The sequence below is a fragment of the Pseudomonas sp. FEMGT703P genome (assembly GCF_002786345.1).
In the GTDB taxonomy this organism is placed as follows: domain Bacteria; phylum Pseudomonadota; class Gammaproteobacteria; order Pseudomonadales; family Pseudomonadaceae; genus Aquipseudomonas; species Aquipseudomonas peli.
In genome coordinates, this window is the sequence record NZ_PGCM01000005.1 from 531,459 (window position 1) to 550,961 (window position 19,503).

At 61.8% G+C, this 19,503-nt stretch carries 19 protein-coding genes; 7 read left to right on the forward strand and 12 right to left on the reverse strand.

What is annotated here, in order from left to right; all coding sequences use genetic code 11:
* Positions 1-6: 6 nt before the first annotated feature.
* The 3 genes from CUR33_RS06310 to CUR33_RS06320 form a co-directional block, all read right to left on the reverse strand.
* Positions 7-1,068 carry an imelysin family protein gene (locus CUR33_RS06310; RefSeq protein ID WP_167142459.1) on the reverse strand — a complete coding sequence of 354 codons (1,062 nt, stop codon included), beginning with the start codon at positions 1,066-1,068 and terminating at the stop codon, positions 7-9.
* Between the two features lie 11 nt (positions 1,069-1,079).
* Positions 1,080-2,495 (reverse strand): di-heme oxidoreductase family protein, encoded by a 1,416-nt coding sequence (locus tag CUR33_RS06315; RefSeq protein ID WP_289239027.1) that lies wholly within the window; start codon positions 2,493-2,495, stop codon positions 1,080-1,082.
* A gap of 270 nt (positions 2,496-2,765) precedes the next feature.
* Complete coding sequence (locus tag CUR33_RS06320; protein ID WP_289239028.1) at positions 2,766-4,100, reverse strand: imelysin family protein; 1,335 nt, start codon at positions 4,098-4,100, stop codon at positions 2,766-2,768.
* 200 nt (positions 4,101-4,300) lie between these two features.
* Between CUR33_RS06320 and CUR33_RS06325 the strand changes: the two genes are divergently transcribed.
* Entirely contained in the window at positions 4,301-4,873 is a 573-nt protein-coding gene (locus CUR33_RS06325; RefSeq protein WP_289239029.1) for a LemA family protein, read from the forward strand.
* A gap of 3 nt (positions 4,874-4,876) precedes the next feature.
* Positions 4,877-5,773 (forward strand): GIDE domain-containing protein, encoded by an 897-nt coding sequence (locus CUR33_RS06330; RefSeq protein ID WP_289239030.1) that lies wholly within the window; start codon positions 4,877-4,879, stop codon positions 5,771-5,773.
* Between the two features lie 60 nt (positions 5,774-5,833).
* Here CUR33_RS06330 and CUR33_RS06335 read toward each other — a convergent pair whose 3' ends face one another.
* Positions 5,834-7,897 (reverse strand): putative bifunctional diguanylate cyclase/phosphodiesterase, encoded by a 2,064-nt coding sequence (locus CUR33_RS06335; protein ID WP_090249034.1) that lies wholly within the window; start codon positions 7,895-7,897, stop codon positions 5,834-5,836.
* A gap of 256 nt (positions 7,898-8,153) precedes the next feature.
* Between CUR33_RS06335 and CUR33_RS06340 the strand changes: the two genes are divergently transcribed.
* Together CUR33_RS06340 and CUR33_RS06345 are read left to right on the forward strand one after the other, a co-directional pair.
* Positions 8,154-9,449 carry an ammonium transporter gene (locus CUR33_RS06340; RefSeq protein ID WP_289239031.1) on the forward strand — a complete coding sequence of 432 codons (1,296 nt, stop codon included), beginning with the start codon at positions 8,154-8,156 and terminating at the stop codon, positions 9,447-9,449.
* 1 nt (position 9,450) lies between these two features.
* Positions 9,451-10,095: a hypothetical protein gene (locus CUR33_RS06345; protein ID WP_289239032.1), complete on the forward strand. Its 645-nt coding sequence runs from the start codon at positions 9,451-9,453 to the stop codon at positions 10,093-10,095.
* Between the two features lie 59 nt (positions 10,096-10,154).
* Here CUR33_RS06345 and CUR33_RS06350 read toward each other — a convergent pair whose 3' ends face one another.
* The 3 genes from CUR33_RS06350 to CUR33_RS06360 all read right to left on the reverse strand — a co-directional run bounded on the left by CUR33_RS06350 (position 10,155) and on the right by CUR33_RS06360 (position 11,931).
* Positions 10,155-10,736 (reverse strand): superoxide dismutase, encoded by a 582-nt coding sequence (locus tag CUR33_RS06350; RefSeq protein WP_090249029.1) that lies wholly within the window; start codon positions 10,734-10,736, stop codon positions 10,155-10,157.
* Positions 10,737-10,912: 176 nt separating this feature from the next.
* Complete coding sequence (locus tag CUR33_RS06355; protein ID WP_289239033.1) at positions 10,913-11,524, reverse strand: LysE/ArgO family amino acid transporter; 612 nt, start codon at positions 11,522-11,524, stop codon at positions 10,913-10,915.
* Between the two features lie 5 nt (positions 11,525-11,529).
* Complete coding sequence (locus CUR33_RS06360; protein ID WP_289239034.1) at positions 11,530-11,931, reverse strand: ACT domain-containing protein; 402 nt, start codon at positions 11,929-11,931, stop codon at positions 11,530-11,532.
* Between the two features lie 92 nt (positions 11,932-12,023).
* Between CUR33_RS06360 and CUR33_RS06365 the strand changes: the two genes are divergently transcribed.
* Positions 12,024-12,926 (forward strand): LysR family transcriptional regulator ArgP, encoded by a 903-nt coding sequence (locus CUR33_RS06365; protein WP_289239512.1) that lies wholly within the window; start codon positions 12,024-12,026, stop codon positions 12,924-12,926.
* Here CUR33_RS06365 and CUR33_RS06370 read toward each other — a convergent pair.
* Complete coding sequence (locus CUR33_RS06370) at positions 12,916-13,971, reverse strand: saccharopine dehydrogenase family protein (protein ID WP_289239035.1); 1,056 nt, start codon at positions 13,969-13,971, stop codon at positions 12,916-12,918. The genes CUR33_RS06365 and CUR33_RS06370 overlap by 11 nt on opposite strands.
* A gap of 166 nt (positions 13,972-14,137) precedes the next feature.
* On the opposite strand from CUR33_RS06370, the gene CUR33_RS06375 reads away from it, so the two are divergent.
* Entirely contained in the window at positions 14,138-15,130 is a 993-nt protein-coding gene (locus tag CUR33_RS06375) for an NAD-dependent epimerase/dehydratase family protein (RefSeq protein ID WP_289239036.1), read from the forward strand.
* Positions 15,131-15,147: 17 nt separating this feature from the next.
* On the opposite strand, the gene CUR33_RS06380 is transcribed toward CUR33_RS06375, so the two are convergent.
* On the reverse strand, positions 15,148-15,459 hold the full coding sequence (locus CUR33_RS06380; RefSeq protein WP_167142422.1) for a hypothetical protein: 312 nt from the start codon (positions 15,457-15,459) through the stop codon (positions 15,148-15,150).
* Between the two features lie 311 nt (positions 15,460-15,770).
* Between CUR33_RS06380 and CUR33_RS06385 the strand changes: the two genes are divergently transcribed.
* Positions 15,771-16,616 (forward strand): ATPase, encoded by an 846-nt coding sequence (locus CUR33_RS06385; protein WP_167142419.1) that lies wholly within the window; start codon positions 15,771-15,773, stop codon positions 16,614-16,616.
* 300 nt (positions 16,617-16,916) lie between these two features.
* Here CUR33_RS06385 and CUR33_RS06390 read toward each other — a convergent pair whose 3' ends face one another.
* From CUR33_RS06390 to CUR33_RS06400, 3 genes are read right to left on the reverse strand one after another with little or no spacing between them, the layout of a single operon-like run.
* Positions 16,917-17,966 carry an alkene reductase gene (locus tag CUR33_RS06390; RefSeq protein ID WP_090249014.1) on the reverse strand — a complete coding sequence of 350 codons (1,050 nt, stop codon included), beginning with the start codon at positions 17,964-17,966 and terminating at the stop codon, positions 16,917-16,919.
* Positions 17,967-17,983: 17 nt separating this feature from the next.
* On the reverse strand, positions 17,984-19,150 hold the full coding sequence (locus CUR33_RS06395) for an MFS transporter (RefSeq protein WP_160085416.1): 1,167 nt from the start codon (positions 19,148-19,150) through the stop codon (positions 17,984-17,986).
* A gap of 38 nt (positions 19,151-19,188) precedes the next feature.
* Positions 19,189-19,491, reverse strand: coding sequence for an ArsR/SmtB family transcription factor (locus tag CUR33_RS06400; protein ID WP_090382593.1), 303 nt, complete (start codon positions 19,489-19,491; stop codon positions 19,189-19,191).
* Between the last annotated feature and the right edge of the window lie 12 nt (positions 19,492-19,503).

Sequence of the window (19,503 nt, forward strand, 5' to 3'; positions counted from 1 at the left end):
CATGACTTAGTCGCCATCATGGGCGTTAAAGCCCAGCTGGATGCCCAGGGTCTTCGCCAGTTCGGATTCATGCAGGCGATGCAGCACATTCAGGCTGTCATACAGGGCGTTGACCTCGGCGCGGCCGGCTTCGTCGCTAAGCAGCTCGCCGAGCGGGCGCTGGGCGGCAGCCAGGCGCTGGCGGGTGTCGCTGTAGGCGGCGTTGATGCGTTGTTTCAGTGCGTCGTGATCACTGCCGAGCAGCGCCTGGATGCCATCCTGTTCGGCGCCCAGCCAGATGCGTTCGGCGCTGGCCAGGCTGGCAGCGAGGTTGGTCAAACTGGCGTTGCTGCGCCAGGCTTCAGCCTGATAAGGCTGCGGTTGGCCTTTGCTCTGGCGGCCGAGTGGCGTGCCGAGTTTCTTCTTTAGCCCGTCGATGGCGCTGACCTGGGTGCGCAGCAGTTCGGCCACCGCTTCCGGGGCTTCGGCGTAGCGCGCGTTGGGGAAGTCCTTGAGCAGCGCGGCCATACCGTCTTTGGCTTGCCACTGGCTTAGCACATCGGCGGCGAGGACTTGCTGGTGCTGACCGATGGCAACGATCAGCGGGCAGTAGCGGGCTTTCTGCTCGGCGACGTTCAGATCAATGGCCGGGTCGAACAGCAGGTATTCATAGGCGGTGAGGCCTTGCACCACGACGCTGGATTTATCCAGATCGGCCGGAGTCAGCTCGGGTTTGCTGTTGACCAACGTCTCAACCTGACGCGCTACCAAGTTCTTCTTGTCCGGCCAGAACTGCACCTGCCAGGCACGGTTGCCTTCCGCCAGCGGGCCGAAGGCCACCGGTTGCACGGCTGCCCAGGCGCTTTGCGCGCTGGCAAAGGCCTGGCGGGCTTCAGCGAGGTTCTGTTGGCCGGCGCAGAAGGCCTGGCCGCTGGCGGCCAACTGGCGGTCAGCTTCGCTCCAGGCGCTGTAGATCGGCAGCAATACGCCATCGGTGAGTGCGCGGCTGACCTGCTGCTGCGGGTCGCTGGGGCTACAGGCGGTGAGTGTGAGGCTGAGCAGGGCGAGCGTGAGGGGTGAGCGGATCATCTGCGGCTCCTTTACAACGAATTCAGAAAAGCCAACAGCGCGGCGCGCTCGTCAGCATTAAAAGTTATGACCTGCTGCTTGGCTGCCTCGGCCTCGCCACCGTGCCAGAGAATGGCCTCCAGCAGGTTACGGGCGCGGCCGTCATGCAGGAACTGGGTGTGGCCGTTGACTGTTTCGGTCAGGCCTATGCCCCAGAGCGGCGGGGTGCGCCATTCGCGGCCGCTGGCGAGAAACTCCGGGCGGTTGTCTGCCAGCCCGTCGCCCATGTCATGCAGCAGCAGGTCGCTGTAGGGGCGAATAGTCTGATTGGCCAACTCAGGTTCGGCGGCATCGGCAGAAGTGGTGAATTGCGGGGTATGGCAGCCCTGGCAACCGGCCTGGTAGAACAGGTTTTTGCCGGCGAGCACCTGCGGCGTATCGGCACCGCGCCTTGCGGGTACACCAAGGTTGCGGGTGTAGAACAGCACGCTGGCGAGGATATTGTCGCTGACCTCTGGCTCGCCGCCGTGAGGCGCTTTGATGCAGTCCGCCTGCGCTGCTGTGCAGTTGTCATGGGCGATCAGCGTGCTGGTCAGACCCATGTCATTGGCAAAGGCTTCGGCATTCTGCTGATTGAGCGTGGGCTGGCCGGCCTTCCAGCCAAAGCGGCCGAGCACCGTGCGTTGCTGCTCGCGGTCCCAGACCTGGTTGGCGCGACCGGAGATGCCATCGCCATTGCTGTCTTCGGGGTCGGCATTGGCCAGAATGGCTGCTTCGGGAATGGCCTCCAGCAGACCCAGACCGATCATCGGCGGGGCGATACGCGCGGAAAACAGCGTCTCGGGATGCAGGGCGCCATACCCGAGCTGGCTGATTTCCAGGTTGGGCTTGCGCAGCTCGACCTGCTCACCATCGGCCAAGCTGACCCGCTGTGTGCTGTAGCTGACGCGTACCTTGCCTTCTGGCGCGACGCCTGGATTAGCCATGTCCTGCAGTTGGCCGCCGTAGGTGGGTTCGGCGAGCACGCCGAGGCGCTGGATAATCTCGGCATGTTCGCTGCCGGCAGGAATCGACAGGCGTACCAGCATTGACACTGAGCTGATCGCATCAGGCGCTGGCGGATGGCCGCGACCGTCCTTGATATGGCAGTTCTGGCAGGCGTTGGTATTGAACAGCGGGCCGAGACCATCGCGCGCGGTCGTAGTGGCCGGTGCGGTGACCCAGGGATTGCGGAAGAAACTGTTGCCGACACTGAAATCCAGGCGGCGTGACGGTGACAGGTTGGCGGATGGCAGGGAGAAGGCGTTCTGATCGGCCTTGCGCACGGTAGTGCTGCCCGCAGACAGGGCTTCGCCAGGCTCGGCTTGGGTGAACTGTGGGGTTTTATCGCAGGCGGCCAGGCTCAGGCCCAAGGCCAACAGCAGCGCAATGCGATGCGGCGCAAACATGAAAGGACATCCGCAGCAGAAAAACAGGCGGCCGATCTTAACAGTCTGATCAGTTTTAAATAAGACGGATTTGCATTATCGGTGGCGGTCAAAGGTCGCAGGGCATAAAAAATCGCCTGGAGCGATTTTTGACGTTGCGTAGCGACGGCCCCGAAGGGGTGGGCGCCAGGGATAGCAGTCCACAAAAAAGCCGCGATTCCGGTTAAGGCGTCGCGGCTTTCTCATCACTACAAACTAGGACTTCGCGAGTTGCAGCTAGTCCTTCATAGCTTAGAAGCTGTGGTCAGCGGTATCTGGATTGAGATCACTGATACCCAACTTGCCGGCCGCCTGCTCGATTGCGCCAGTCTGCTTGACCAGCGCGGCGATGGCATCACGAACGATCTGCTGGCCTTCGGCGTTATCGGCAGCGATCAGCTGATCGAAGTGCTTGCCGTTGTTGGCGCTGTCGACCAGAGCCTGCAGCTTGCCTTCGGTGGCTTCGAGATCGGTTTTCAGGGTGCTGTCAGCGGCGGCGTCAACCTTGGCCACCAGCGACGACAGGCTTGGGCCGGTCAGGGTGGTGCCGTCGACTTTCTTGTATTCGCCCAGGTAGACGTTGCGAATACCTTTGCCGTTGTAGAAGTGCGAGTTGTGGGTGTTGTCGCTGAAGCAGTCGTGCTCGTCTTCGGTGGAGTTGGCTTCCAGCGCGACCTTCATGCGCTCGCCGGCCAGCTCGCCGAGGGACAGGCTGCCCATACCGAAAAGCATCTTGCGCAGGCCATTTTCAGCCGTGTCGGCTTCCAGCGTGGCGCGGTAGTTGTCGGTTTTGCCGGCTTGCCACTGCACAACCATGGCGTCGAGGTCGCTGACCAGCAGGTCTGCGGCGGCTTTGATAAAGGCGCGGCGACGCTCGTTGTTGCCGCCAGTGGCGCCTTCACCCACGACGAAATCGCTGGCTGGACGCTCGCCGGCACCTGGGCCGCTGCCGTTCAGGTCTTGGCCCCAGAGCAGGAATTCGATGGCGTGGTAGCCGGTGGCGACGTTGGCTTCTGAGCCGCCCAGCTCATTCAGGCTGGCCAGCAGTTCCGGGGTGATGGTGGTGACGTCGAGCTTGTCTTCACCGACCTGCAGTTCGGTGTTGGCGATGATGTTGGCGCTGGCGCCTGGGTTGCCCAGGGCGTGCTGGTAGTCCTTGGCGACGTAGTCGATCAGGCCTTCGTCCAGCGGCCAGGCGTTCAGCTGGCCTTCCCAATCGTCGACCACAGCGTTGCCGAAGCGGAACACTTCAGTCTGCATGTAAGGCACACGGGCAGCCAGCCAGGCTTCGCGGGCGGCTTTCAGGGTGTCGTCATTCGGGTTGGCGAGCAGGGTATCGATGGCGCCTTGCAGGGTCTTGCCGGTGCTGGCGGCATCGCTGAATACGGCCAGGGCCAGGTCGGCGTAGTGGCCGACCACCGCTTTGCTGGCGGCTTCATCGACTTGGCTGGTGGCGGCAGCCGGGGCGCTGGTGCTGCTGGCAGCAGGTGCGGCAGCTTGGGTGGCTGGCGCTTTGTCTTCACCGCAACCGGCGAGTGAGATGGCGATGGCGAGCAGGCTGGCAGAGGCCAGGGGCATACGGAGCATGGCGGAATCCTTTGCTGGTGAGAGTAAGCACCCACGCAAGCGGGTACAAAAACCGAAACATAATGCGAAAGATTTTCATTTTGCGCAAAGGGTCAATGCAGCTTTTTCACTGCGAGCTGTGGGCAAAGTCTGCGATCGGGCAATTCGATAGGGCTAAAATGCCAGCACAGTTGCCTTCAAGAACCATTCAGGAGTCCCGCATGAGCCTTACCAGTGTTGTCGTCATTGTGCTGTTGGTCCTGCTCGCGGCGTATGCCGTGATGCTCTACAACGCTCTGGTGCGTTTGAAGCATGGCGTCAGCAAGGCCTGGTCGAATATCGATGTGATGCTCAAGCAGCGCCACGAGGAATTGCCCAAGCTGGTGGAAACCTGCAAGCAGTACATGCAGCACGAACGCGGTACGTTGGAGGCGGTGATTGCCGCGCGCCAGGCGGTTTCCAGCGCCCAAGCCAAAGGTGATATGAATGCCCTGGGCAAGGCCGAGACGGGCCTGCGCGCTGGTCTCGGTCAGCTGTTCGCCTTGGCGGAGAACTACCCGGAGCTGAAAGCCAATGAGAGCTTCCAGCATCTGCAGCAGCGTATCAGTGGCCTGGAAAACGGTATTGCCGACCGCCGCGAGCTATACAACGAGGCGGTTAACCTGAATAACGTGCGTATTGAGCAGTTTCCCGACGTGATCATTGCTCGTGCCTTTGCCTTCAAAGAGGCCGCGCTGCTGGAGTTCAGCGAGGGCGAGAAAGCCGATGTCGACCTCAAGTCGCTGTTTGGCTAGGTCGTGGATATTCAAGGACAGGTTGTCGGGCTGGCTTGCAGCGTGGCGGTCAGCGCGGGCGGGGCGTGGTGGTTTTTGCGGCGTTTCTCCCAGGCGCGGCATCTGCTCGATACGCCGACCTCGAAGATTCGATCGGCGGCTCAGGGTTATGTCGAATTCTATGGCGTACTGCATGACAGCACCGAACCTCAACTGCTCGGCCCGCTGACCAATACACCTTGCCTGTGGTGGCGTTACAAGATCGAGGAATACACCTCAAGCGGCAAGAAACGCAGTTGGCGCACCTTGGAAAGCGGCAGCAGCGAGGCGTTGCTGCGACTCGACGACAGCAACGGCAGTTGCCTGGTCGACCCGCGCGGCGCGCAGGTGCGGCCGCTGACCCGTGAAGTCTGGAAAGGCAGTTTGCGTCACCCGCTGGGCGCGGCGAAAACCGGTTGGCGCGCGCTGTTCAGCAATGATGAGCGCTATCGCTATACCGAGGAGCGTTTGCATGCCGGCCAGCCGCTGTATGCCATTGGTGATTTTCGCAGCAGCGGTGGCGGCCGTCAGGGCCTGGATCTGCCGGCCGCTCAAGGCGCAGTAATTCGCGAGTGGAAGGGTGACTTCGGCGGCCTGCTGCAGCGCTTTGACAGTGACGGCAATGGCCAGCTGGATGAGCGTGAGTGGCAGCGCGTGCAGTTGGCTGCGAGCCTGGAGGCCGAAGACCGGCATCGTCGGCAAAGTACTCAGCCGGTGCAGCATCACCTGGCGAAACCGCGTGAGGCGCAGCCGTTTATCTTATCCTGCGCCGGTGAAGATGAGCTGGTGCGTCAGTTCTACTGGCAGGCGGCTGGCGGCGTCGTGCTGTGTCTGGCCGGCGCGTTGGCAGCGGCCTGGTTGCTGGGTATCAACAGCTTCTAGGTAAAAGCGCCGCGTATAAAAAAGCCCGCCTGTTGGCGGGCTTTTCGTAGGCGTCTGGCGTCAGAGAGTCGCGGGATTGGCGGCACTGTTGAGTCGCCGGGCCTGTTTCAAGTAGGTCGTCAGTTCGCGTGCCGGCAGCGGCTTGCTGTACAGGTAGCCCTGACCCTCGTTACAGCCCTGGGCGATGATATAGGCCTCCTGCTCGACGGTTTCCACGCCCTCGGCGATAACCTGCATGCCGAGGCTCTTACCCAGCTGGATGATGGCGCGCACGATGGTGGCATCGTCTTCGTCTTCCAGCAGGTCCTGCACGAAGCTCTTGTCGATCTTGATCTTGTCCAGCGGCAGGCTCTTCAGGTAGCTCAGTGAGGAGTAACCGGTACCAAAGTCATCGATTGCGATCAGTGCCCCGGAGCGACGCAGGCTGAGCAGGTGCTGTGCGGCGGTGTTGATGTCTTCCATCAGGCCGGTTTCGGTGACTTCCAGCTCCAAGCTGCGCAGCGGCAGGCGGTAGACCTGCATCAGGTTGTTGACCACCCGTGGTAGCTCCGCGTGGTGCAACTGCACAGTGGACAGGTTGACCGCCATGCGTAGCTCGGTAAAACCTTGGTCGTGCCATTCGCGCAGCTGGCGGCAGGTCTGGTCTAGAATCCATTCGCCAATCGGAATGATGGTGCCGTTCTGTTCGGCCAGTGGGATAAACAGATCCGGCGGTACAAAGCCGTGTTGCGGATGCTGCCAACGCAGCAGCGCCTCGACACCGACCACGCTATGGTCGCGGTAGTCGACCTGCGGTTGGTAAACCAGGTGCAGTTGATTCAGTGCCAGGGCGTCACGCAGGTCTTTTTCCAGCTCGCGGCGGCGGCGCATTTCGCTGTCGACGCTGGCGATATAGAACTGGTAGCGGTTGCGCGAACGGCTCTTGGCCAGGGTCATGGTTTGCTCGGCTTTCTGCAGCAGCTTCTCGGTGCTGTCGCCGTCTTCCGGGAACAGGGTGATGCCAATAGTGGCGCGCAGACGCACTTGCTGCTGATCGAGCATAAAGGGGTTGTCGAGGTCGTCGAGGACGCTCTGCGCCAACTCAGCCGCCTCGTAAGGCTGCTCGATATCAGCCTGTACCAGCGCGAACTGATCGCCCCCCAAACGGGCCAGGGCGCCGAGGCGGCCACTGTGACTGCGCAGGCGGTCGGACAGGGCCAGCAGCAGCTGATCACCGGTCTGGTAGCTGAACTGTTCGTTGATGCCTTTGAAGTCATCTAGGCCTACGCACAGCACGGCCACGCGGCGCTGCAGGCGGCCGGCGTCTCCCAGAATTTGGTCAAGCTGCTGTTGCAGCTGCTGGCGGTTGGGGAGGCCAGTCAGGAAGTCATACTGGGCCATGCGCAGCAGGCTATTTTCTGCTTCACGGCGCAGGTTGGTGTTGCGTTCGATGGAAGACAGCAGCTGGTTGGCGGTGTTAATCCAAAGACCCAGTTCATTCTTCTCGTTGCCCTTGAGCATCGGTAGCTTGTGCTCGCTGGGGCGGTCCGGGTTGATATTGGTCAGGTGCTCGATGATCTTCGACAGCGGTTTGGTCAGCAGCCAGTGATAGACCAAATACAGCACCAAGCCCATGGCTAGCGCACGCAGCACGCCTGAGATAAAGATGATGACGGAGTTGGTAACAAAGCTTTCGCCGTAGGGCGCGGTATCGAGGGTGATGCTGAGGTCGCCGTAATACTCGCTGTAGGGGCCGCGGCCGACAAGCTGGGTGGTGAAGTTCTGTTCTTTGCCGAGAATCGGGTCGGTGAGCCAGCGTGTGGGGATGTCGACCTGCTCTCGGGCTTTCTCCGCCAGCATCGGCTCGTTGGGGTGACCAATGGCCGCCATTCGCACGGATTCGTGCTGGAACAGGCCTTCAATCACCTGCATGCCCATTTCCCGGTCCAGGCTGTAGACCGCCTGCGTGGAGGGGTCACGGAACATGCCGAGAATACGGTGCGCGTCATTGGCGACTGCCTGACGTGTTTTGTAAACGTCGAAAACAATCTGGGCAAGACTCAAGACCACGCCAACGATTAGCGCTGAGAGCAGCACCACGCGGAGTAACTTAAGTGACAAGCTGTTTTTGAGTTCCAGCTTCAAATGACGGTTCCTTGTTCGGGCCTTCGGCGTCACACGCTAGTGAGTATTGGCAAAGTCGCGCTTGCAGTCAAAGGGCCATTACTAAAGTTTGTCGAACAAATTATCTGCGCGGCGATGGCGCGGCTGCTGACCGCTGAATTGGCCTGCTGCACTGTGTCGGTGCGAGTTGCCCGAGGCTTGAGCGCCGTTTGGCGGTTTCTTGCTTGGCATGAGAGTTGCGAAGCCCCGTGTATTCACCTTCATGGGGGACGCTGCAATGAAAAGTCGACTGATAGGGATAGCGGTATTTGCGGTTTCGCCACTGGCTCAAGCGGCCAGCGATGAGGCACTCAACACCGCCTGGCTGGTGTTAGCCAGCGTGTTGGTGTTTTTCATGCAGGCCGGCTTTGCCTTGCTGGAAAGCGGTATGTCGAGGGCCAAGAACGCCGTCAATGTGATGATGAAAAATTACATGGATGGGTGCGTGGGGGGCATCACCTTCTGGCTGTTCGGTTTTGGCTTGATGTTCGGCAGCAACATCACTGGCTGGTTCGGCATGAGTCATTTTGCACCGCACGATGGCGAGCCGTGGGATTTCACCTTTCTGCTGTTTCAGATGATGTTTGCGGCCACGGCGGCGACCATCGCCAGCGGCGCGATGGCTGAGCGTACGCGCTATTCGGCCTACCTGATTGGTGCGGTGGTAATCAGCGGGTTTATCTACCCGGTGTTCGGCAGCTGGGTATGGAGCGGCCTCTATGGCGGCCAGGGCTGGTTAGCGGCGCTGGGGTTTATCGATTTCGCCGGTTCGACCGTGGTACACAGCATCGGTGCCTGGTGTGCGTTGGCCGGTATTCTGGTGCTGGGGCCGCGTCTAGGGCGTTTTGCTGCGGACGGCACACCGCGCAGCATTCCTGGGCATAACCTCAGCCTGGTTGCGCTGGGCGGTTTTATCCTCTGGGTCGGCTGGTTTGGCTTTAACGCCGGCAGCAGCCTGGAGATGAATGTCAGCCTCGGCCTGATTGCCTTGAATACCCATCTGGCAGCCTCGGCTGGGGCGCTTGGGGCCTTTCTGGCGCAGCGCAGCACGTCCAGTCCCGTGCTATTGACCACCACCGTGAATGGTTCGCTGGGTGGCCTGGTGGGCATTACCGCGGGTTGCGCGACGATGTCGCCGCTGTTTGCCCTGCTCACCGGTCTGGTGGCCGGTTTTGTGGTGGTGTTCGGCATGCGTCTGCTGGAGCGCTGGCAGCTCGATGATGTGGTCGGTGCCGTACCGGTGCATGGCTTTGCCGGTGTGTGGGGCACTGTCGCGGCCGGGCTATTTTTCAGCGGTGACCTGTTCAACTGGTCGCGGGTCGGTGTGCAGTTGCTCGGCGCGGGTGTGGCGTTTGTCTGGGCCTTCCCGCTGGCGCTGATGCTTTACCTGTTATTGGCGAAAACCCTCGGTCTGCGCACATCCACGCAACATGAGCAGCGTGGCCTGGATTATGCCGAGCACGCGGAGGTGGGCTATCCCGAGTTCAACCTGGCTGTGACCTTCGACAGTAACGACCTGCCGAGGAGGGTGTGACATGAGCCTGGCAACTCGCCGACGGGCGATCTACACAGGGCTGGCCGGCCACTTTGCTGAAGACGAACTGCTGGCGGTGCTGGCGCTGTGGGAAAGTAAATACGCGGACAAACCGCCGTTTGCACTGAATGAGTTTCTGGGTGAGGTGGCGGCGACCTGCGAGCGCAAGTTGGAGCGTGCCAAGCTCTACCGCGAGCTGGTGGGGGCGCTTACGGGGCCGTTATCGGCGTTGCTGCCGGACCCGGAACCGCAGCTGCTCAGCTGGCGGCAACGCATGGGCCTGAGCGCACCGCCGAGCAATACGGCAGACGTGCATGCACGGCATACCTTCGAGGCGTTAAGCCGGGTGCTGTTCAACGGACTGGACGCTGCGCTGCTGCCACGTCTGCAGCGTTTCGCCGCAGGCAATCTGAGCAACCTGCTGGGCAGTAATGAGCAGCGTTTGCGCGTGCGGGCCTGGCTTGAGCAGGGTGCAGAGCTGGACGTGGCCAACCTGGGGCTGGAGCAACTGCGGCAATTGCTCAACCTGCTGTATATCGGGCTGTGTGAATACCTGGGGCCAGTGGTGGCCGATCAGCGTCTGTCTATGGCTGTACAGCAAGTGGAGGCGCTGCACCTGGCATTTGCTCCGCGCAAACTGCTGTAAACCTTGGCCCGATAGCAAAAAAACCGGCGCAAGGCCGGTTTTTTTGTGGGTAACGCAGGTTACGCGGCGTAGTTTTTCGCCACGAAGTCCCAGTTGACCAGGTTCCAGAACGCCTCAACATACTTCGGACGCAGGTTGCGGTAGTCGATGTAGTAGGCGTGTTCCCAAACGTCGCAGGTCAGCAGCGGGGTGTCGCCGCTGGTCAGCGGGCAGCCGGCGCCTATGGTGCTGGCCAGAGCCAGGGAACCGTCAGCCTTCTTCACCAGCCAGCCCCAGCCGGAACCGAAGGTGCCGATGGACACTTTGCTGAACTCTTCCTTGAACTTGTCGAAGGAACCGAACGCGGCGTTGATCGCGTCAGCTAGGGCACCCGTCGGTTGGCCACCGGCGTTAGGCGCTAGGCAGTTCCAGTAGAAGGTGTGGTTCCAGACTTGAGCGGCGTTGTTGAAGATGCCACCCGAAGAAGTCTTGACGATTTCTTCCAGGGTTTTGCCTTCAAACTCGGTGCCTGGGACCAGGTTGTTCAGGTTCACGACGTAGGTGTTGTGGTGCTTGTCGTGGTGGAATTCCAAGGTTTCCTTGGAAATGTGCGGCTGCAGGGCGTCATGTGCGTAGGGCAGCGGCGGCAATTCGAAAGCCATTGTCTATCTCCTAATCAGGTCAGGTGCGGTGTGCGCGAGGCCGATCACGGGCGGCCATCTAAGCGGCGTGAGTTATCTCTTTGCGCCGCAAGCCCTTGATCATAGCACCGGCACTGCGCCTTAAACACGCGGCAACTGTGTGGAAAACCACCTCGGCATGTTGCATCAGGGCCGTTTTAGAGCATGCCGGGGTTGCTCATTAGCTGCCAGGCAATGCTGAGCATCATCAAGGCCACGCCCAGGTCGATAAAGCGCCAGGTGCTTGGGCGCGCCAACCAGGGTGCAAGCCAGGCCGCGCCGAGGGCCAGACAGAAGAACCACATTAAAGAAGCGCTTGCCGCGCCCAGCGCATAGGCGCCAGGCACCGGTTGTTGTGCGCCGAGTGAGCCGATCAGTAGCACCGTGTCGAGGTACACATGCGGGTTGAGTAGGGTCACTGCCAGTGCCGCCAGCAGCACTGCCTTACGTGAGCGCGGGCCGCTTTCACTGGCCTGATTCAGTGCCTGTGGGCGGCTGGCACGAACCAGCGCCTGGGCGCCATACCAGAGCAGAAATGCCGCGCCACCCCAGCGCGCCACACCCAACAGAATCGGGCTTTGCGCCAGCACGGCGGCCAGGCCGAAGACCCCAGCTGCCACCAACAAGGCATCGCAGACCACACAGAGCAGCGCCACCGGCAGGTGATGCTCGCGGCGCAGGCTTTGCGCCAGGACAAAGGCGTTTTGTGCGCCGAGGGCGATGATCAGTCCGGCGGCGATCAGTAATCCGTTGCTATAGCTTTGCCACATCTCGGTTACTCCGCCTGTGCACTGAGCTTTTGCAGAACGGCCAGTGCACGCGGCCCATCGGCGTGGGCGACGAACAGGTGGTCGTGGTAGAAGCCGGCAATCACGTTGCAGCTAATCCCGACGTGCGCCAGTGCGCTTGCGACGGCTGCCGTCAAACCGACGGCTTCGAGTGCCGAATGCACATGCAGTGTCAGCCAGGCAGCCACGTAGCTAAAGGACAAGCCCAGATGCTCGGCTTGCTGGCGCTGCACGATCACCGTGAGACCTTCTGCTTCTTGAAAGCTACCCAGCGGTTGTAAGCCCTTCAGTTGTGAGGCATCGCTTAAACAGCAGAACACGTATGCGCCATCGTTCAGCTGCGGACTCATGCTGCGCAGTAGGGTTGTCAGTGAGGTTTCGCCGGCCATGCGGATTGCCTTGTTCAGGGTGGGATGCTGGCCAGTCTGCTGCGGCTGGGTATATAAGAGAAACAAATAATTCTGATCACTCATTAGGAAATCTGATTTTGTTGGATTACAAACTACTCGCCGCCCTGGCTGCGGTTGTCGAACAGGCCGGCTTCGAGCGGGCGGCGCAGGTACTGGGGTTGTCGCAATCGGCGGTATCGCAGCGGATCAAGTTGCTCGAGGCGCGGGTTGGCCAGCCGGTGCTGGTACGTGCGGTGCCGCCGGCACCGACGGAAATCGGCCGGCGTTTGCTGAACCATGTGCAACAGGTGCGGTTGCTGGAACGCGATATTCAGGCGCAGGTGCCGGGGCTGGATGAGGGCGGTTTGCCGGAGCGCCTGCGCATTGCGCTGAACGCCGATAGCCTGGCCACCTGGTGGGCCGGCGCGGTGGGCGCGTTCTGTACCGAAGAGCGTTTGCTGCTGGATCTGGTGGTGGAGGATCAGGAGGTCGGCCTCAAGCGCATGCGTGCCGGAGACGTAGCGGCCTGCGTGTGCGCCAGCGAGCGCCCCGTCGCCGGTGCCCGTGCCGTGTTGCTGGGGGCGATGCGATACCGCGCTATGGCCAGCCCAGGATTTATTGCCCGGAACTTCCCGACAGGCCTGACGGCGCAGGCGTTGGCCCACGCGCCGGCCATCGTATTCGGCCCGGATGATCTGCTGCAGCACCGCTATCTGTCCGGCCTGGGCGTGGAGGGTGGGTTTGCCCACCATCTGTGCCCGTCATCTGAGGGCTTTATCCGTCTGGCTCAGGCCGGGTTCGGCTGGGGGCTGATCCCGGAGCTGCAGGTGCGGGGTGAAATAGCCCGTGGCGAGCTGGTCGAATTGATCTGTGATCGGCCAATCGATGTGCCGCTGTACTGGCACCACTGGCGTAATGGTGGTGAGTTGCTTAATCAGCTGACGCACCACCTCACCCAGGCCGCAGGCCATAGCCTGGTAGACCTCAGGAAATAACCACTTTGCCCGAGCCCGGCAGCTGTTCCACGCAGCGCTCGCCAAGCAGCTTGGTGGGGGTGAAGTAGCCGCCAGGGCCGCTGTAATCGAGCAAATGCCGCACGGCCAGTAAGGCGCCGTGCACGGTGACGTCGTAGCCGTTGGCGGTTTCCAGACGCGCCGTTTTCACCACGCCGGAGGCGTTGCGCGCTTCGCCCCAGAGCCAGGTGCGCTGACGTGCGCGGCTGCTTTCATCGGGGCCGCTGACGCGTTTTTCGATCAGCCGCTTGAGCCAGTTTTGCACCGCATCCAGGCCCAGCAGGCCGCGCAGCGGGTCGATCAGGCGCATGACAATCGCGGCCACTGTCGGTGTCGGCAGGTACACCTCGATATTGTCGATGCCGGTGGAGTGGTAGGCGGTGGAGACATCGCCCCAGGGAATCGTCACCGCTGTTTTCTCACCGCGGCCAAAGTTGATGGTCCGGCGTTTATAGCCCAGCGGCACATCGGTGATCACGCCTGCGCGACGTACCTTGCCGCCAAGCTTCAGACCTTCCACTGAGGTTTTCGCCGTACCGGGCGACAGCCCGCTGCCAGAGTCGAAGCCCAGCGCCAGGTGCGTGGCATCGGGCAGGGCCTGGTGCAGGCAAGCGGCGAGGCAATCGCTGGGGATCACATCGAAGCCCACGCCGGGGCAGACCACCACGCCCAGCTCGCGGGCTTGCTGATCACGCTGGTGAGCGGCTTCAAACACGCTGATTTCGCCGGTGATGTCGACATAGTGGGTGGCGCTGGCCAGGCAGGCATCGAGCATCGGTGCGCTGGTGGCCGAGAAGGGGCCCGCGCAGTGTGCAACTACGGCAACATCCGCCAGGGCTTCCTTGGCGCGATCCAGTTGGTGGATATCGAATATCCGGCATTCCAGGCCCAGCAGGCTGCCCAGGGCGTGTACGGCGGCCGGGTTGCGCCCAGCCAGAATGGGCGTGAGTCCCTGGCGCTTGGCTTCGGCGGCGATCAAGTGGCCGGTGTAGCCGTTGGCGCCATAGATCATCCAGTGCATGGCCATCCCGTTGTCCTCCAATGCTGTGATGTTGGGGCACAGCTTAGCGGTTACCGCAGCGTGTGCGTGCCTATCGCAGGGTGTGTGCAGTCGTTGTTCTGGCTTGCAATGCCACGGCAGCACCCTGCGTGCGCTGCTAGAGTGGCCTGCAATCACGGCAAAGGGGGCGGCAATGAAGATTCTGGTAACCGGGGCCAGTGGCTTTATCGGCGGGCGTTTCGCCCGCTTTGCCTTGGAGCAGGGCCTGAATGTGCGGGTCAACGGTCGGCGTGCCGAGGGTGTTGAGCATCTGTGTGCGCGTGGTGCGGAGTTTGTCCAGGGCGATCTGTCCGACCCTGAGCTGGTGCAGCAGCTGTGCCGGGATGTTGAAATGGTGGTGCACTGTGCAGGCGCGGTTGGCGTCTGGGGGCGTTACGAGCATTTCTATCAGGCCAATGTCACGGTCACCGAAAACGTGGTCGACGCCTGTCTGAAACAGAAGGTGCGGCGCTTGGTGCACCTGTCGTCGCCGTCGGTGTATTTCGATGGTCAGGCGCATGTCGGTCTGCGTGAAGAACAGCTGCCCAAGCGGTTTTCCGATCACTACGGCAAAACCAAGTTTCTCGCTGAGCAGCAGGTGTTTGCCGCCCAGGAGTTCGGCCTGGAGGTACTGGCGCTGCGTCCGCGTTTTGTCACTGGGGCGGGTGACACCAGCATCTTTCCGCGCTTGATCAATATGCAACGCAAGGGGCGGTTGTCGATCATCGGCAACGGCCTGAACAAGGTTGATTTCACCAGCGTACACAACCTCAACGAAGCGCTGATGAGCTGTCTGCTGGCGGCTGGTCCGGCGCTGGGGCAGGTGTACAACATCAGCAATGGCGCGCCGGTGCCGCTGTGGGACGTGGTCAACTATGTGCTGCGTAAACTCGACCTGCCGCTCGTCACCCGTCATCTGCCTTATAGCCTGGCATATGGCGCGGCGGCGTTGAACGAAGGTGTATGCAAGCTGCTGCCGGGGCGACCTGAGCCGACCCTGTTCCGCCTGGGTGTGGCGGTGATGGCTAAGGATTTCTCCCTGAATATCAGCCGCGCGCAGCAGTATCTGGAGTACGAACCCAAGGCCAGTTTATGGAGCGCACTGGATGAGTTCTGCGCCTGGTGGCAGGCGCATCACCCGAGTTGACTGCCGGTAAACAGATCTCAGGCGTAAACGCGCTGACCGCGATACATGCGCACCGAGGCGCTAGACGGGCGGTGCGCGCTTTCTTCCACCAGCAGCGGGTGTCCGGCCTGCATGCGTGGTGTGCTCGCAGGCTCGCCGAAGGGGCGGTCGCTGTATTGGGCCAGCAGTTGCCCCAGTTGCCGGGTTTCCTCACTGCTTGAGGTGAGACAGGCGCTGAGCATGCTGTTGATTGCATCCGGCTGGCTCATGCGGATGTCCACCGTCAATTCTTCGCGCAGCCTGCGGCGCAAGCTCATCATGCAATCCAGTACTTCTCTGTTCAGCTCCATGGACCTTTCCCCCGTCAGTACAAGTGGGCTGGGTGTCATCCATCCTGAATGCCACCGGCCTGGTCTCGCCGCGTTTCCCGCGTGCGGATCGCGCCTGCAACACCTTTGCTCCCTGGTGCTACGAAAACGTCGCAAATAGACAAGTGCAAAGCGCGTACCAGCTCACATTCTGCGGAACTGCGCGGCTTACAGCGGGTAGATGGCCTGAGCCGTGCCCTTCGTCGGTGCACCTTGCACTGGCATGGCGCGACACTGAAGCCCTGCGCGCGAATCGGTATACTGCGCGGCATTCTGCTACTGAAGGTTGACCCATGCGTAACGATGCCAACGACGAACTCGATCACGTGCCTAGCCTGCGGGCAGATCACCGCGATCACGATGACTATGCCGCCGAGCAGTCGGAGCCTGCGCGCAGCCCTGCCAATGGCCGTGCGGCGGCCGTTGCGCCGGTGAAGTCGGCCAGCACTGGCCCGCTCTGGGCACTGGTTGGCGCCTTGATGATTGCCCTGGGCGGGCTCGGCTGGTGGAGTTTCCAGCAGATCAGCCTGATGGAGCAGCAACTGGTGGCGACCCAGGAAAGCTTTGCGCGCATCAGCGAGGAAGCCGCCGGTCGTATTCAGGATATTTCCGGCAAGGTGGTGGCCACCGAATCCTCGGTCACCAGCGGCAGTGAAGCGCTGAAGCTGCAGGTCAAGCAACTGGAAAGCAAACTGGCCGAGCTGAGCAAACAACAGCAGGGCGCCAGTGGGCAGAACACGGAACAGAGCAAGCGCCTTGAGCAACTGGCCGCGCAGCTGAAAGGCCAGGAAGGTGGTGGCGAAAAGCTCGAAGCCACCCTGAAGAAGCTCACTGCCGAGCAGGCCGCGCTGAAAAGCGAGCAAGCCACCCTGAAAAGCGCACTGGCCGGGCAGAGCAAGTTCGACGAGAAAATTGCCGGTCTGCGCAGCGAGATCGATGCGCTGAAGAAACAGGGTAATTCCAGCCAGGCGATTGCCCGTGTGGAGCAGGACCTGCTGGTGTTGAAAAGCGACCTGGAAACCCGTTCCGCCGGCAGCAGCACCGCCGAGTTCGATGCCTTCCGCGCGCAGATGACCCGCAATATCAGCACCCTGCAGGCGCAGGTACTGAACCTGCAGCAGCAGATCGACGCACGCTAAGGATCGGTCTGCTGCGCGTCGGCGATAAGGCGTTAGAAATGGCCTCGGAAAGCGGCTTGCCGCTAACGCGCTTTAGCGCGGCCCGAAGGGCGAGTGAAACGAGTACTGCTCATTTACAACCAGTAAACTCGACTCGGGCATCCTGCTTCGTTCTACCTCCTACATCCATGCAGTCGTCCGGGCCCACGGCCATTTCTGCCTTGTCTCGCTCTAGCTCGCTAGACCTGAAGTAGTTCTAAAACTGTTGCAAAGAAAAGCCCGCCAATTGGCGGGCTTTTTTATGCCGGTTTGATCGCCTTGTTACAGCGTTGGGTAGTCGAGGTAGCCGACCGGGCCCTTGCCGTAGAAGGTTTCCGGGTGCGGCGTGTTCAGCTCGGCATCCTGTGCCAGGCGCGCCGGCAGGTCCGGGTTGGCGATAAACGGAATGCCGAAGGCCACCGCATCAGCTTTGCCTTCAGCCAGCCAGGCATTGGCCTGATCTTTGGTGAAGCGCTCGTTGGCGATAAATACGCCGCCGAAGGCTTGTTTCAGGCTTGGCGACAGGCTGTCGTCGGCTTCCTTCTCACGGGCGCAGATAAAGGCGATGCCGCGTTTGCCCAGCTCGCGAGCGACGTAGGTAAAGGTCTCGGCGCGGTTGGCGTCGCCCATGTCATGGCTGTCAGCGCGCGGTGCCAGGTGCACACCTACGCGGCCAGCGCCCCAGACTTCGATTGCCGCATCGGTGACTTCCAGCAGCAGGCGTGCGCGGTTTTCCAGGCTGCCGCCGTAGCGATCGGTGCGCTGGTTGGTGCTGCTCTGCAGGAACTGGTCGAGCAGGTAACCGTTCGCACCGTGGATTTCCACGCCGTCAAAGCCGGCGGCCTTGGCGTTTTCCGCGCCCAGGCGGTAGGCCTCGACGATATCGGCGATTTCTTCGGTTTCCAGGGCGCGCGGGGTGACGAAGTCCTTCATCGGTCGCACCAGGCTGACGTGACCCGCCGGCTGGATGGCGCTCGGTGCGACCGGCAGTTGACCGTTCAGGTAGATCGGGTCGGAAATGCGCCCAACGTGCCACAGTTGCAGGACGATCTTGCCGCCTGCAGCGTGCACGGCCTTGGTCACATTGCTCCAGCCGCGTACCTGATCATCCGACCAGATGCCAGGGGTGTCCGGGTAACCGACGCCCATCGGGGTTACGGCCGTGGCTTCACTGATGATCAGCCCAGCGCTGGCGCGCTGCACGTAGTACTCGGCCATCAGCGCGTTGGGCACGCGGCCTTCATCGGCGCGGCAGCGGGTCAGCGGGGCCATGATAATGCGGTTGTTGAGTTGCAGATCGCCAATCTGGATCGGGTCGAAAAGTGTGGTCATGGGACGGTCCTCTCAAGTTATTCGTTGAGTGCAAGTTCGGGTTCAGGGCTACGGGTACTGAAGGTCAGCAGGGTGGCCAGCAGCGCCAGTACAGCCAGGGCGGCAGCGGCCAGGGGGACGCGGGTTAGGCCGAATCCTTCGGCGATCACCAGGCCGCCAACCCAGGCGCCGAGGGCGTTGCCGAGGTTGAAGGCGCCAATATTCAGGGTCGACACCAGGTTCGGCGCGCCGCTGCCAAAAGCCACCACATTGACCTGCAAGGCCGGCACGGCCGCGAAGGCGGCGGTGGCCCAGAGGAACAGGGTGATTTCGGCGGGGATCAGCGCCTGGCTGGTCCAGCTGAACAGGGTGGAAATCACCGCCATGGCGACGAATACGCCGATCAGGGTGGCTTTCAGGCTGCGGTCGGCCAGGCGCCCACCGAGCACGTTGCCCAGGGTCAAGCCGAGGCCGATCAACAGCAGGGTCCAGGTCACGCCGTTGGGCGATACGCCAGTCACTTCGCCAAGCAGCGGCGCGATGTAGGTGAACAGGGCAAACATCGCCGCAGAGAACAACACCGTGGTGCTCAGCGCCAACCAAAGGCCCGCACCACGCAGGGCACGCACTTCGCTGGCGAAGTCGGCCTTGGTTTCATCGGTCTTGCTCGGCAACACGCGCCACAGGCCAATCAGGGCGATCACGCCAATCAGGGTCACAGCCCAGAAGGTCGAGCGCCAGCCGGCGTACTGACCCAGGGCGGTGCCCAGTGGCACGCCAAGCACGTTGGCCAGGGTCAGGCCGGTGAACATCAAGGCGACGGCCGACGCGCGGCGATTGGCCGGCACCAGGCTGGCGGCCACCACCGAGCCGATGCCGAAGAAGGCGCCGTGGCAGAGGGCGGTGATTACCCGGGCGAGCATCAGCATCTGGTAATCGCTGGCCAGGGCGCAGAACAGGTTGCCGGCGATAAAGATGCTCATCAGCGTCAGCAGTGAGGCTTTGCGCGGCCAACTGGCGGTGGCCAGGGCCATAAACGGTGCGCCGATGGCCACGCCCAGGGCGTAACCGGTGACCAGCCAACCGGCGCCGGGAATCGACACGCCGAGGTCGCCCGCCACTTCTGGCAGCAGGCCCATGATGACGAATTCCGTGGTGCCGATGGCAAACGCGGACAAAGCGAGGACGAGAAGCGCCGCAGGCATGCCGTCAGCTCCTGAAAAAAGTGAATGTAAAAGTTGGTTTAGAGCGCTTGGCTGATGTGGTTAAGGAACGCCTGGATGGTTTCTTCATTGCGTTTGAAGAAGTTCCACTGGCCGACCTTCTTGCTGCTGATCAGGCCGGCGCGCTGCAGGGTGGCCAAATGCGCGGAGACCGTCGATTGCGACAGACCTGTACGCTGGTCGATCTTGCCGGCGCATACGCCGATTTCCAGCGGGTGATCCTGGTCGGCGAAATACGCCTGCGGGTCTTTCAGCCAATGCAGGATGTCGCGCCGCACAGGATGGGCCAGTGCCTTGATCACTTCATCGATGTCGAGTTGCATACGGGTTATCCC

Coding starts and splice junctions, on each gene's coding strand:
- CUR33_RS06310 (WP_167142459.1), bottom strand. CDS start 1,068: ATGATCCGCTCACCCCTCACGCTCGCCCTGCTCAGCCTCACACTCACC.
- CUR33_RS06315 (WP_289239027.1), bottom strand. CDS start 2,495: ATGTTTGCGCCGCATCGCATTGCGCTGCTGTTGGCCTTGGGCCTGAGC.
- CUR33_RS06320 (WP_289239028.1), bottom strand. CDS start 4,100: ATGCTCCGTATGCCCCTGGCCTCTGCCAGCCTGCTCGCCATCGCCATC.
- CUR33_RS06325 (WP_289239029.1), top strand. CDS start 4,301: ATGAGCCTTACCAGTGTTGTCGTCATTGTGCTGTTGGTCCTGCTCGCG.
- CUR33_RS06340 (WP_289239031.1), top strand. CDS start 8,154: ATGAAAAGTCGACTGATAGGGATAGCGGTATTTGCGGTTTCGCCACTG.
- CUR33_RS06345 (WP_289239032.1), top strand. CDS start 9,451: ATGAGCCTGGCAACTCGCCGACGGGCGATCTACACAGGGCTGGCCGGC.
- CUR33_RS06350 (WP_090249029.1), bottom strand. CDS start 10,736: ATGGCTTTCGAATTGCCGCCGCTGCCCTACGCACATGACGCCCTGCAG.
- CUR33_RS06355 (WP_289239033.1), bottom strand. CDS start 11,524: ATGTGGCAAAGCTATAGCAACGGATTACTGATCGCCGCCGGACTGATC.
- CUR33_RS06360 (WP_289239034.1), bottom strand. CDS start 11,931: ATGGCCGGCGAAACCTCACTGACAACCCTACTGCGCAGCATGAGTCCG.
- CUR33_RS06370 (WP_289239035.1), bottom strand. CDS start 13,971: ATGGCCATGCACTGGATGATCTATGGCGCCAACGGCTACACCGGCCAC.
- CUR33_RS06375 (WP_289239036.1), top strand. CDS start 14,138: ATGAAGATTCTGGTAACCGGGGCCAGTGGCTTTATCGGCGGGCGTTTC.
- CUR33_RS06380 (WP_167142422.1), bottom strand. CDS start 15,459: ATGGAGCTGAACAGAGAAGTACTGGATTGCATGATGAGCTTGCGCCGC.
- CUR33_RS06385 (WP_167142419.1), top strand. CDS start 15,771: ATGCGTAACGATGCCAACGACGAACTCGATCACGTGCCTAGCCTGCGG.
- CUR33_RS06390 (WP_090249014.1), bottom strand. CDS start 17,966: ATGACCACACTTTTCGACCCGATCCAGATTGGCGATCTGCAACTCAAC.
- CUR33_RS06395 (WP_160085416.1), bottom strand. CDS start 19,150: ATGCCTGCGGCGCTTCTCGTCCTCGCTTTGTCCGCGTTTGCCATCGGC.
- CUR33_RS06400 (WP_090382593.1), bottom strand. CDS start 19,491: ATGCAACTCGACATCGATGAAGTGATCAAGGCACTGGCCCATCCTGTG.